This is a genomic window from Mucilaginibacter sp. BGA-UO-ETr-C110, assembly GCF_059567985.1.
Map to the genome: position 1 here is coordinate 2581311 of NZ_JCAQPB010000002.1, position 13790 is coordinate 2595100.

A 13790-nucleotide genomic window follows, 5' to 3' on the forward strand; every position below is an offset into this window, starting at 1 on the left:
TCTCATGTTTGTGGACCTAAGTTCTTTACTGCAAAAGCAGTTTTATGTCATTCACTTCTCAGGCTTTTCACCGGGTTTGCCTGGGCTGCTTTTACCGCCTGGAAACTTATAGTTGCCAGGGCAATAATTGTTGCAGCAAGTCCGCCTATAGCAAATAACCACCAACTGATGTTGATGCGATAGGCATAATCCTGTAGCCATTGGTGCATGTAATACCAAGCAATGGGTGTAGCAATCGCGAAGGCGATCGCGATGAGTATGATAAATTCTTTTGTAAACAAATAAACGATACTGCCTGCAGTAGCGCCAAGCACTTTACGGATACCAACTTCTTTTATTCGCTGCACTGCCATGAACGAGGCTAAACCATACAAACCCAAACAGCTAAGGAATATGGCGATAGCTGCAAAAATTTTATACAAAGCGGATAACTGATTTTCCTGTTTGTAAAAGCTGTCAATTTTATCATCCAAAAATTTGTATTCATAAACAAAGTCAGGAAGTGTTTGCTCAAATACGTTTTTAACAGCTTCTATTGTCGAAGGAAGGTTTGTGGTTGTCAGTTTTATTCCAACCTGGTTGTACATCGCTTTATCTGTAGTAATCAACAATGGTGCAAGACCATTGCGAAAAGATCTGTCATTAAAGTCTTTCAATACACCAACAACCGGACATTTTATTTGACCGTTCCAGATACTTATTTCTTTATTCAATATTTCATCAGGATTTTTTATTCCTAAACTTTTCATCAGCGACTCATTCACCAAAAATTCTCTTGTGGTATCAGAAGGTTGTATATTTCTTCCGGCTATTAAAGTCAATTTGTAAGCAGGCGCGTATTCGTTGTCGGCGAATTTGGTAATAGCTTTAAAATCTGTTTCTTTTGCGGCATGGTTAAATCTGAGCGTGCTCCACATATCATTAGCATCTTCAACCGGAGTGTTGGAACTGTAGCTTACTGTTTGCACGCCATTAATCGTCAATAACTGTTTCTTTAAATAATCCAGTCTGCTCAAACGAAGACTATCTACGCGGAAAGGAACATTTACGATGGCCTCTTTATCAAAGCCTAAGGGTTGATCCATAAAATAATTCATTTGCCTTACAATGACGAGCGTTCCGATAATGAGTGCCTGTGCTATGATGAATTGAAACACCACCAATCCTCTTCGCAGTGAAATGCCCTGTGAATTGTTTGATGTGAGCTTACGCTGCAAAGCATTAACAGGATTGAAACGTGACAAAACAATAGCAGGATAAAAGCCGGCGAGTGCGGTTACCATAATAGTTACAATCAACAGAAACAGGATAATTGCAGGGTTGCTGAATATGTTGAATGAAAGTGAAAGCTCTAAAAGCCGGTTTATATAAGGCAATGCCAAAATTGTAATACCCGCTGCCAATATTACGGCGCTTGTAACTATCAAAAATGTTTCAATGATGAATTGGATCTGTAATTGAGATTTACTACTCCCCAAAACTTTTCTTACGCCAACCTCCTTTGCACGATTAACAGCTTGTGCGGTAGAGAGGTTGATAAAGTTTACGCAGGCAATTAACAGGATGAATGCCGCGATGAGCCACAATACATTGAGCAGTTTATGACTGATTATTTTGTTGCTGTAGTTACCGGCTTCTGCATCATAATGCACCGCGCTTAATGATTGTATAATATGACTATCCTTATTGTCGGGAGATTCCACTTTTCGGGAGTACGCTCTTAATTGTTGATTAAAATTGTCAGCAGAAATATTCGGCGGCAGCAAAATGTAGCAGCCAAAATCAGCTACCGTTTGAGCCCAATCGGTAGATTTTTGCAGGTAACTTCCCGTAAAACTTGTTCCAAAGGCCACAACCAGTTTTAGCTGAAAGTCGGTATTGGCCGGTATGGTGGCCAGGATACCCGAAACTTTCAATACATCAGTACCGTGCTCGAATATGTAGCCGCCTACTTGCAGTTTAATGGTTTTGCCTATTGCTGTTTTCCAGTCGCCGAAATATTTCTCAGCGATCTCTTTGGTAAGCAATACATTGTTTGGATCTTTTAATGAGGCATATGAACCGGCAAGCAGGGGGTAATCAAATATTTTAAAGAATGAAGGCCCCGCAAAAAATACACCGCGCTGCTCTTTGAAATTTTTTACAGTGGTTCCGTTAACATCAAGTATCTGTAACTGATCATCGTGGCTTGCAAAAACCGGGGCTACCTGTTCTACCTGGGGAAAAGCAGTTTTCAGTCCCAGCGGCATTGGAAAAGGGAGGTCTTTCCCATAAGAAATATTTGCCGATTCGGCGTGGTGATATTCGGTTAACACACGATAGATGCGATCCTTCTTTGTGTGAAAACCATCGAAACTTGTTTGATATTGTATAATGATAAAGATCACCATACAAACGGCAATACCAACAGCCAAACCGGTAACATTAATAGCGGTATAGCTTTTATTGCGCAGCAGGCTGCGCCGTGCTATTTTTAAATAATTCCTAAACATATAATTGCCGTTTAATTTTTCATGAGACCACTTTAACAGGGTTTCACGATGCAATATTACCGGCACAGATTGGGATTGACTTCCCAACTTATAAGATGGGTGCTCTTTTTTTAGCTCATTTTTATATTCCAGCGGGCTTTTCCCGGTCATTTGCTTGAAAATGCGGTTAAAGGTGCTTTGGGAATTGAATCCCGATTCATAAGCAATACCCAGGAGGGTGATGTGATCAAAAGCGGGATCCTGCATTTTCCGGGCCACCGCCTGTACACGATAATCATTAATGAAATCATTGAAGCTTTTTTTAAGCGCTGTATTGATGATCTTGGATAATTCATGGGTAGTCAATTCCAACTTTTCGGCCAGTGAGCTTAAGCTTAGTTCCGGGTCCTGGTAATATAGGTTGGCTTGTACAGCTTTCTTTAGCCAAATACCCATTTGCTTCATTTCCATAGGAAGCGCCGGCTTTAAAAACGGTGGTGGGGCGACTAGCATGCCGGTCTCCTGCCTTAAAAAAGCTACTGCTGCGATCCAGATAGTCATTACCACTAAAAGGAGATATAAAGGATAATAAGCATGTGCGCTTAATTGGTAATGATAATAAAAATAGTTTGCGGCTGTAAAAGGTATCCACAATAGCCATAACAGGCCAAAGCCTATCAATAAATGATGCAGCCACCGCAATTCGTAACGGTACCTATCGCCACCGCTAAATTTCAGGCCCTGGTAAAAGCGTTCTATCTGCCTGTGAGATGCATACAGGTAGGTGCTGACCGAAATAAACGTCAGCAATAGTAATATAGGGTTCAGCTGATGAAAGGTCGGCGTTTCATCAATAGCTGCGCCGGTTTTTATACTATCCATAACCTCCAATGCATGGGCAGTCAATTGCAGCAGCAAGGGACTAAAATGCAGCAGGTCATTTGACCGGAATTTATATTCGGGCCGGGCTATTTTAAGCACATAAAAGAAAACAAAGGGGCCAAGCGCAAGCGAAAATTGCAGTGGCAGCCAGCTCCAATGAGAAAAATAAGTTTCAAGACCTATATCCCTGCCCAGTTCCCAAAGCAGCCACAGTACCATCGCAGCCAGGGCCAAACTCAAAAAGCGGTTTGCAGACCGGTTGACCCTTTTGGTGAACCACAACTGCAGCGCAAAAGAGAGCCCAATAAATATCGATCCCAGGAAAGCCAGGTCATATAAATTGATATGGATTGTGTATGGATTCAAGTGAACTAAATGCATCAATCGCTGTTCCAAATTATTAACTTACTGATATAAAGCAAATAACGCTTTATTTATATCAATTGGTGTAGCGAAACCGAACATTAGGCCGTTCGGTTTTGAGTATTTAGTCTATTACCTGGTATGATCATTAGGCAAATAGATAGTATTAAAATGCAGAACATTGAATAATAGGGAACCATCTCCTCTTTCTAATTTAAAAAGAGCTCATCTGTAAAAACCCAAGCTGGCTTTCCCTTTGCAGGATGCCAGTCCGGCACCTTCTGAAGCGGTTTAATTGCCAGTTTGATACAGGATATGTTCCCGGCTGTTTTTATTTTACATTCCAGATTAATGGCAGCAACAGGATCTTTTTTCTGTGGGGTGGCTGTTTTCAGGCTTGTCAATAGTTTTAAATGGTGTTCATCGGCCCCGCCCCAAACTTCAACCTCAGCCGGCAAAAATATCTGGCTGCCTATATTGCGTATGGTATTCAACGTGAGCGAATGCAATGCGATCGGTTTTTTGAAAAGCATCAGCATAACCATGTCTTTTTGCGAGCCCAGCCATTTCATATTGCCAAAGTTGGTACCACCCAGTTCTTTGTCAATGATGGTCTTAGCTCCATCGGCGGTATATTTTCCGTCGGCGGGTGCTAAAAAGCTAATGCTATCTGGGGTGTAAGTATTCTTGTAAAAATTAAATTGCACGGTATCGCTCCCCAGCCAGCCAGCTTTAAATGCCCGGGCACGCAAAACGGTGTTCTGTGTAAACAGGAGACCTGGTTTGTAAATGGCCGATTTTAAACTATCCGGGGCGCTACCATCCGTAGTATAACGCATATCTACCCCTTTGATAGGATTGCTCAATTGCAACTGAAATGATTGCTGGAATATCTGGCTCGTGTTTTTAAGCTGTGGATTGGTCAGCTTTAAGGGTTTACCGTCATCTTTGTAGCCACTCAACAGTCTGATCTTTTTATGGGCAGCCTGTAGTTGCTGTATATCAGCGGGTTTTAATCCTGTATCCCAAATAGCCAGTTCCGTTAGGCTTTTGATCGCCATAATTTGTCCAATCGTGTTTGGGTTAAGTTTAGTTCCGGCCAATGATAAGGTTTTAAGATATTTGAGCGATGCCAGATCTTTTAAACCACTGCCATTAATGTCAGAAAAGTTAAGATTAAGCTGACGCAGATTTTCAAAACGGCTAATCGTTTTCAGATCTCCGTCCTTTACCGGCATTTTATTAAGATCAAGTATAACGATCTGTTTTTTGATGGGCTCAAGCTCATCTAAAACTTTCACGGAATAAGTGCTTTTGTTATAGATATTAACGGCCAATGCCGGTGATGCGTTGGCCAGGGCATATATTACCCGATAATTATTGTTGAGCTTTTTGATATCCTTATCATCAGCAGCCGAAAAATCATAAATCTCCTCGGTACTTTCTACAGGTTTTAACCGGGTTGCCGCTAACATTCTTAGGGAGTCAGTTGCCGGCAGTTCGATCACTTTTTTCTTAAAATCGGGATTATTCTTTATCCAAAGGTACAGCAACAATTTATCCTGATCTGTTAACTGCGGTTTGCCGATGGGCGGCATGTGCTTTTTTTCATCTTCGGGCAGGTGTACACGCTGTAATAATAAGCTGATGCCCGGTTGCCCGGCAACAAACAACTTACCTGTTTTGCCGCCTTTAAGTATGGCGTTAGCAGTGGTTAACATCAGGCCGCCTTTCATTTTATCGGCGTTATGGCAACTCTGGCATTTCGTTTCAAAAATAGGGGCGATCACATCCCGGTACACCAGCGCCTGTTCTATGGGTACTTTGCGGTTTTCTTTTTGCAGGATGGGGGCCAATATAAAATCTTCGCCGTGGGTAAGATCGGCTCCAAAATGCCCGGCAAGTGTAAGGCAGATTACGATGATAATGGCACCTGTTTTTGCTATGGTTGCTGTATAGACCGATGTATTGCGCCACAAATAAATGCCATAACCTACAAACGCTACGCTTACGCCAAACCATTTATGCCATTGTAAAGTGCCCCCTTCGTAACCAGATTCCCTCGATAGGAATAAACCCATAATTACCGTGAGTGAAGACAAGAGGGCACCCAATACCAGCAAATAGGTAGTAAAACGCTGGTATAATTTTTCATCCACAAACTCGGGTCTAAAACGGAAGAACTCCATCACCATTGCCAGCAGGAGTATGACTATTGGAAAATGCAGTATAAGTGGATGCAGGCGACCAACAGGTTGCAGCCATTGAGGTATAGCCAGGCTATCACCAGCCCATAATAAAACAACAATGAAAATATTTAGCGCAAATAATAATCCCTCGGCAAAACCTTTGTGGCTGGTCCTCATTCAAATAACCGGTATAAAAGCAGTAAAGCTTTAGTTTAAACTCTTGTAAATTTATAAGGGTACACCTTACCCGATGCCCACTGGGCTACATAAAGGTTTTCATCATTATCCACACATACATCATGCGGATTTAAAAATATCTTTTCGGCCTGCGCCATAGGCTGCAAAACGCCATCCTGATAAACCGGTTCGGTACCGCCTATATTGGATACTACTTTGTTGTTTTTATCCAATATGGTCGTAAATCCGGTATTTTCATGCCCCAGATCCGGCGACCGCAATACGGCGGCATACAAATAATCGCCTTTGATGACCGGACGGCATACACACGCGCCAGGCAGTTTGATCACTTCCAGCAATTTACCATCTAAGCTAAAGCGTTTAAAGCAATTGCGGGTACGGTCGGTTATCAATAAGGTAGGGGTGCTTTGACGCCTGTCTATCACAATGCCATGGGCATTATCCAAATGTTCGTCCCCCTCCCCTTTGCCTCCAAAAAAACCTTTCAATTTGCCCTCTTTATCATAGTGCGTAATATACTGTGCACCATAACCATCAGCAATAAAAAAATCGCCATTGGTATCAACCGCGGTTTCAGTAGGTACAAACTCTTCAGCTTTATGATAAACTCCTGTTTCCAGGGGCACGTCAATGGTCATTAATATGCGACCATCCAATGTAGTTTTATATACCTGGTGTTTTACCGTATCGGTGATGAATAAAAACTCGGTGCCGTTCTCGTTCGTTAACGTTAAACCATGAGCTCCCGGAAAGGTATGTCCCCAGGTATCCAGTAGTTTGCCCGATTTATTATAGATGAGTACGTTATTTTTGGTTTCGTTAGTCAGCAATAATATCCGGCCCCGGGCATCCTGCACCATCTCGTGGCAATCATTCACCGGGTTCTTTTGCGAATCGGCCTTGCTCCAATTTTTATCCATGCGATACCGCATATGACCATGGCCATAAATAGGTCCGCTGTTTTGGGCAAGCAAATCTTTAGCTATAAAAAATCCGGCCGATAAAGCAGTGGTATGTTTAATAAAATCTCTTCGTTCCATTTATAATTGGTATTCCTTATGCAATTATTCCTTTGATCACATTACCGGCCACGTCTGTTAACCTGTAACGCCTGCCCAAACTTTTAAAAGTTAGCTTTTTATGGTCGATGCCTAACTGGTTAAGGATGGTAGCATGAAAATCATGTACATGCACCGGATCTTTTACAATGTTATAACCAAATTCATCCGATTCACCATATACCAAACCTGGTTTGATACCGCCGCCAGCCATCCATATACTAAAACAACGGGGATGATGGTCGCGGCCATAATTGGCTTTTTCCAGTTTACCCTGGCTGTAATTGGTACGGCCGAACTCACCACCCCATATCACCAGCGTTTCGTCGAGCAAGCCGCGTTGTTTCAAGTCTGTAACCAATGCTGCTGAGGCCTGGTCAACATCTTTAGCCTGGCCGGCCATTTCCTGCGGTAAATTGGAATGCTGATCCCAACCCTGATGATATAATTGCACAAAACGCACGCCGTTTTCTGATAGTTTGCGTGCCAACAAGCAGTTAGCCGCATAAGTACCGGGAATCAAACAATCGGGTCCATACATCTTTACTATATCGTCCGATTCTTTGGATACATCCATAATTTCGGGAACGGCGGTTTGCATACGGTAGGCCATTTCGTATTGCTGCACTTTAGCGTTTATTTCAGGATCGCCAAATGCCTTGTAATTGATATCATTGAGGGCGGCCAGGTTATCCAGCATTTTTCTGCGTTCATGCCGGTTTAAGCCATCGGGATCATTTAAATAAAGTATAGGATTTTCGCCGCTGCTAAACTGCACCCCCTGGTGAATAGAATCTAAAAAACCGTTGCTCCATAACTTGGAGTACACACCCTGGCCATTCCCCTTGCCTTTTGACAACAATACGGTAAAGGCTGGCAGGTTTTTATTTTCGCTGCCCAGGCCATAGCTTACCCATGAGCCCATACTTGGCCGGTTACCCTGTTGCGCACCGGTTTGAAAAAAGGTAAGCGCCGGATCGTGATTAATGGCATCCGTATTCATGGAGCGGATAATGCAAATATCGTCGGCTATTTTACCAATATGCGGGAACAAATCGCTTACATAGGCACCCGATTCACCATATTGTTTAAAATCATAAAAGGAACCTACCAGCGGAAAGGAAGCCTGTTTGGCGGTCATTCCCGTAAGGATCTGATTACCGCGAACCGATGCAGGCAGCTCCTGCCCCATCATTTCCCTTAATTTTGGTTTATAATCAAAAGATTCCAATTGTGAAGGTGCACCATCCTGGAAAAGATAGATCACCCTTTTGGCTTTTGGGGCAAAATTAGGGATGCCCGGAATAAAATCGGCCTCGCTTTCGGCCCCGGCACCACTAAACAAATCAGGAATAAGCAAAGAGCCCAATGCCACGCTGCCTATACCTAAACTAAGTCTGGACAGAAACCTGCGCCTGTTAATATTGAGTCTGCTCTCTAAAAAATCTTTTTCCATATCGCTCAGGTTTTGGTTATCGCTTCTTCTAAATTATAAATGGTGTCAACCACCTTCATCATCGCGGCCAGCGTTATCTTATCGGCATCAACAGGAAGCGGGTATTCCCCAACACTCAGCAATTTTTCTGCATCTGCTTTTCTCATAGTCTTTAACTCATCTGTATAATAAGCAGTTAATATGGTCAACTCTTTTTCTTGCGGATGGCGACACATGATCAACCTGAATGCTTTGGTAACTTTGGCAGAAGCTGAGCTGTTATCCTGTAATAACCTGGCTGCTAATACCCTCGATGCCTCCAATACGGTTGGATCGTTCAACATAACCAATGCCTGGAGCGGCGTATTGGTACGCAAGCGTTTTACTTCGCATTGATCGCGGTTGCTGGCATCAAAAATACCCAATGAGGCTGGTGGTACAGTGCGTTTAATCAATGTATACATCCCTCTTCTATAGAGATTGGGACCATGAACCTGTTTGTAATTGGCCAGTATGCCACGGCCAGATGTAGCGTTTTCCCAAAGACCGGGTGGCTGGTAAGGGTTAACGCTTGGCCCCCCGATGGTACGCGTTAATAGTCCACTGCTGGCCAGTACCAGATCGCGGACAAACTCTGCGGGCAGGCGGTAACGAGGCCCGCGCGACAGGTAAGTATTTTCCGGATCTGTTTTTGCTTTTTCGGGCGTAAGCGCGGCTGATTGCCTGTAAGTGGCTGATAATACGATCTGTTTGACGAGCCGTTTGATATCCCAGCCATGTTCCCTGAAATCGACGGACATCCAGTCCAGCAGTTCCGGATGTGAGGGCAAATCGCCCTGCATTCCGAAATCACCTGAGCTTTTAACAATACCTTTACCAAAAAATTCCTGCCAGATCTGGTTAACAAATACCCGGGCAGCCAATGGATTGTTTTTATTGAACACCCACTCCGCAAGTCCAAGCCTATTTTTAGGATAGCTGCCGGTAAAAGGCAAAATGGATTTTGGAGTTCCCGGTTCAACTTCATCACCGTGCGCATCGTAGTTACCGCGTTTCAGGATGTAGGTTGGTCGCACCTTGTCACTATCGCCCATTACTGATACGATGAGTTTTGCCGTATCCTGCTTGTTTATAAAGTTCAATACCTTTTTTACATCTTCATTACTGATCTGCATCATCGGGCGTTTGGCATAAGTTTCGGGCCCTCCTACTGTCGACTGGATGCCTACCTCTTTCACATTATTGAAAAAGGAATATACCTGGTAATACTCTTTCTGCGAAAACGGATCATATTTATGATCATGGCAATGGGCACATTCCAGGGTGATCCCTAATAAAGCTTTACCAAATGTATTGGTACGGTCGGTTACATAACTTACCCGGTATTCTTCATCAATTACGCCGCCCTCTTCTGTTATTTTATGATTACGGTTAAAACCGGTGGCGAGCAATTGTTCCTGCGTAGAATTGGGTAGCAGATCTCCCGCCAGCTGCCAGGTAATAAATTTATCGTAAGGTAGATTCTCATTAAAAGCGTGGATCACCCAATCGCGCCAGGGCCATTGGGTACGGTAATTATCATCCTGGTAACCGTGCGAATCGGCATAACGGGCAACATCTAACCAATGCAGGGCCATTTTTTCGCCGTACTGTGGACTTTGCATCAATTGGTCGACCATCTTTTGGTAAGCATTTGCACTTTTATCCGCCAAAAACGCATCCATCATGGGCAAACTGGGTGGCAAACCTGTGAGGTCAAGCGATAACCTTTTAAGCAAGCGTTCCTTGTCGGCTTCGGGATTAGGATCGATACCTTTTTGCTCCAGTTTTTGCAGTATAAAATTATCTATCTGATTTTTGGGCCAGGCTGTGTTTTTTACTTGTGGTACTGCAGGCAATTGAGGTGGTACAAAAGCCCAGTGCTTTTCATATTTGGCACCTTGTTTTATCCATTTTTTGATCAGATCAACTTCATAAGCTGACAATCTTTTCAAATTCGACGCAGGTGGCGGCATCAACTCTGTTGTATCCTGGGTTGAAATGCGCCGGTAAACCTCCGACAGACCTGGCTCGCCGGGTACCAGCGCATGAGCTTTGGGGTTATCTTTTAAAGCATGATAGGCGCTTTCCGGCATATCAAGCCGAAGACCGGCTTCCCGTTTACTGGCATCAGGCCCATGGCATTTATAACATTTATCAGAAAGAATAGGTCTGATGTTAAAATTATAGCTTATAACGTCCGGAACTTGTTCCTCGGTACCCTGGTCTGATCCTGAATGCTTACAAGCAGAAAACAGGCATAACATGCAGCCCGCACACCAGACCCAAAAAAAATACACCTTCCAATTCATCATCAATTTGGCAGTAAGGGTGGTTTAAATAATAATTACTATCAGATGTTTTCTCATTTAATCAGCTCTGATAAACTAAACAGGTTCATCCGCTCCAATTTCAAATTGGTTTAAGGAAAACACATGATTAAAGGTTTATAATTGGTTCTTTAATCAGCTATTTATTGGCATTTATAAATAAAGGCCTTTGTATTTACACAATAAATATATGATTAAAATGATTTTGTTTATATGTACAAACAAATTAAATATCTGCTAAAATTATTGCCCCACCATGAGTTTGACAATGGACTAACGTGCTATTTTAATGCACTATCCTACTATCCTGGTTACGAAGATTTATCAAGAGCTGATTTATCAGATGAACGATGACTTACTGAGTGGTGATCATGAATGCTTACTTTTTTATAAACCAGCCTGTAATTGTCATAGACGGATGTTTGTGGTTATATATATTACAGCGATATTTATAACATGGATGCAAAATTATTTTCTTACAAAGCTGATGGCATTGTACTCAAGCCTTTAAATGACCATTTGAAAACCAGCCCGGTTTTTGACAGGAAAGAACTGATAGAAAAACTAAAGGAAATTTTAAAAGATGATAATTTTACGCTTGATGAACGATCAATCGAATACAAAATTGAAGACGGTCAGCTTTATCTTCAAGGATTGGCTGTAAAACAGGAGGAAGCAAAATCCATTGGGTTTATGATGAATAGTAAATGATCACGTCGTCACCTGTCCAGGCTTTTTAAAAAGAATGTGATTTTAGAGCCGTTCTTTTCCATTTTCATGGTACTCCATACTCATACTGCCTTTGGTTTTTACCGGTAATGCAAAAGAAAAAGTTGACCCTACCCAGGGTTCACTCTCCACCCAGATACGGCCCCCATGCCGCTCAATGATCTCCTTGGTAATATACAAGCCCAAACCCAGGCCTGTAATACTCCTGTTAATGCCTTTGGCACGATAAAACTGACTAAATATGTGGTTTATATTTTCTTTATTGATACCCATGCCGTAATCTCTAACAGATACGATAACTTCTGCCCCGGCCTTTTGTACCGATATCTCAATTTTATCAGACTCTGGTGAATATTTTACCGCATTGGTGATCAGGTTAATTAATACCTGCTCCAACCTCATTTTATCCCCCTCTAAAAACATTTCTAAAGTTTCATCAAAGTAGATATTATGCGATGAATGAGCCTCCCCAATAGCTTCAAGGGTTTCTTTGATAAGCACGGTAAGATCAAATTCTTCAAAATAAAACTGCAACTTTCCCGATTGTATTTTTGAAATATCGAACAGGTCGTTGATCAAGGTATTCAGTTTTTTTACCTGGTTCAATGCCTTTTCAACAAAAGGCTTGTTTGCATCAATTACTCTTCGATCCAGCAGCTGCAGAAAGCCACTCATAGAGGTCAGTGGTGTTTTTAATTCATGGGAAGCCAATGCAATAAATTCATCTTTTTTCTGGCTCAGTTCCTTTACTTCTGTAAAAAGCCTGGAATTGTCAAGCGCGACCGCTGTCTGAGAGGCCAGACTAACCACCAGGTCCTCATGCTCTTGCTGGAACACACCGGCTTCCGGATGACCAAAAAACAAACCGCCAATAACGTCGCCGGAACTACTTATAACCGGAACTGCGAGATAGCTGACCACTGGCAGATGCTCCTTTGGCATTCCTAAATGGGGAGCATTTTGTCCATATCTTGGGTCCTTGGTAATATCATCTACTCTCAGCACACCTTCACCGCTAAATGTGGAATGAAAAACGGCTGTATTCCTGAGCATCCCGAAACCTTCAAACGCCTCCCTCGGTGCACCCGATAAGGTGTATAGCTTAAAAGCCTCGTCGTCATTGGTTATGGTATTATAAAAAAATGCACCAAAGGCCGCGCCGGTGATCTGGGTAGTGGCATCGGTTACTTTTTGCAGGATAGACTCTGTATCGAGTTTCTCCGAAATGACTTTTCCGATGGTATTCAGGATCTGTAGCTTTTCTGCCTGATGACGGATGGCCATTTCGGCTTTTTTTGCGGCTGTAATATCCCTGGCCACCTTGGATGCCCCAATGATTTTTCCGTATTGATCCTTTACCGGCGAAACAGTAAGGGAAATGTCAATGGCACTTCCATCTTTATGTAATCTGATGGTTTGAAAATGATCAACTTTATTGCCGCTTTTGATGTTTTCAATAATGATATTTTCCTCATTCAATCTATCCTGTGGGATAAGAATAGATATATGCCGGCCAATGATCTCGTTTTCCTGGTAACCAAATATCTTTTCAGCGCCACCGTTCCAGGTGGTAATGATCCCATTAAGTGTTTTACTGATAATGGCATCATCAGAATTCTCCACAATAGCAGCCAGCATACCCCGTTTTTCAGCGATCTCTCCCTCACTCGTAATATTACGCATGATATGAGATGCCCCAATAACTAAGCCTTGATCATCTCTTATTGGAGAAATTGTGAGTGATACCGGGAAGTTCTTATTTTCTTTGTTGAGACGAATGGAATGCAAATGAGCAAGTTTTTCACCTGCCATTACTCTTTTAAAAACAGCTTGCTGTTCCTGCTGAAGATATTCAGGGATTATGGTAAAAATATTCTTGCCTAAGAGTTCCGAAGCTGCATAACCGAAAATTTTCTCGGCCGCCGGATTACAATTTAAAATAATATGGTCCAGATCGTGGCTCAATACCCCATCTTCCATTCCTTCAAATATGGCCGCTAATGTAAAGAGGTCTGGTAAAATGTCATTTTTCATGGAAAGCCTACTTCTTTTTTTGATCCCGTCAATAAACGCCTGGTTTTATTTAGATGTGGTTA

Annotated in this window: 7 protein-coding genes; 1 reads left to right on the forward strand and 6 read right to left on the reverse strand. The window is 42.5% G+C overall.

From position 1 onward, the window contains the following. Positions 1-47: 47 nt before the first annotated feature. From AC57BQ_RS11475 to AC57BQ_RS11495, 5 genes are all read right to left on the reverse strand, one after another. Complete coding sequence (locus AC57BQ_RS11475) at positions 48-3719, reverse strand: ABC transporter permease (RefSeq protein WP_496406415.1); 3672 nt, start codon at positions 3717-3719, stop codon at positions 48-50. A gap of 206 nt (positions 3720-3925) precedes the next feature. Further along, positions 3926-6082 (reverse strand): c-type cytochrome domain-containing protein, encoded by a 2157-nt coding sequence (locus AC57BQ_RS11480; RefSeq protein ID WP_496406416.1) that lies wholly within the window; start codon positions 6080-6082, stop codon positions 3926-3928. 35 nt (positions 6083-6117) lie between these two features. Next, positions 6118-7143, reverse strand: a complete 1026-nt coding sequence (locus tag AC57BQ_RS11485) for an NHL repeat-containing protein (RefSeq protein WP_496406417.1) — start codon at positions 7141-7143, stop codon at positions 6118-6120. A 16-nt stretch (positions 7144-7159) separates the two neighbouring features. Further along, on the reverse strand, positions 7160-8617 hold the full coding sequence (locus tag AC57BQ_RS11490) for a DUF1501 domain-containing protein (protein ID WP_090466782.1): 1458 nt from the start codon (positions 8615-8617) through the stop codon (positions 7160-7162). Positions 8618-8622: 5 nt separating this feature from the next. Beyond that, entirely contained in the window at positions 8623-10950 is a 2328-nt protein-coding gene (locus tag AC57BQ_RS11495) for a PSD1 and planctomycete cytochrome C domain-containing protein (RefSeq protein ID WP_496406418.1), read from the reverse strand. 471 nt (positions 10951-11421) lie between these two features. Between AC57BQ_RS11495 and AC57BQ_RS11500 the strand changes: the two genes are divergently transcribed. Continuing rightward, positions 11422-11676, forward strand: coding sequence for a hypothetical protein (locus AC57BQ_RS11500; protein WP_496406419.1), 255 nt, complete (start codon positions 11422-11424; stop codon positions 11674-11676). Between the two features lie 42 nt (positions 11677-11718). On the opposite strand, the gene AC57BQ_RS11505 is transcribed toward AC57BQ_RS11500, so the two are convergent. After that, positions 11719-13728, reverse strand: coding sequence for a PAS domain S-box protein (locus AC57BQ_RS11505; RefSeq protein ID WP_496406420.1), 2010 nt, complete (start codon positions 13726-13728; stop codon positions 11719-11721). Positions 13729-13790: the final 62 nt, after the last annotated feature.

What these genes read in the sequence shown, in the direction of transcription:
- AC57BQ_RS11490 (WP_090466782.1), bottom strand. Translation starts at nt 8,617, where the DNA reads ATGGAAAAAGATTTTTTAGAGAGCAGACTCAATATTAACAGGCGCAGG.
- AC57BQ_RS11485 (WP_496406417.1), bottom strand. Translation starts at nt 7,143, where the DNA reads ATGGAACGAAGAGATTTTATTAAACATACCACTGCTTTATCGGCCGGA.
- AC57BQ_RS11480 (WP_496406416.1), bottom strand. Translation starts at nt 6,082, where the DNA reads ATGAGGACCAGCCACAAAGGTTTTGCCGAGGGATTATTATTTGCGCTA.
- AC57BQ_RS11495 (WP_496406418.1), bottom strand. Translation starts at nt 10,950, where the DNA reads ATGATGAATTGGAAGGTGTATTTTTTTTGGGTCTGGTGTGCGGGCTGC.
- AC57BQ_RS11500 (WP_496406419.1), top strand. Translation starts at nt 11,422, where the DNA reads ATGGATGCAAAATTATTTTCTTACAAAGCTGATGGCATTGTACTCAAG.
- AC57BQ_RS11505 (WP_496406420.1), bottom strand. Translation starts at nt 13,728, where the DNA reads ATGAAAAATGACATTTTACCAGACCTCTTTACATTAGCGGCCATATTT.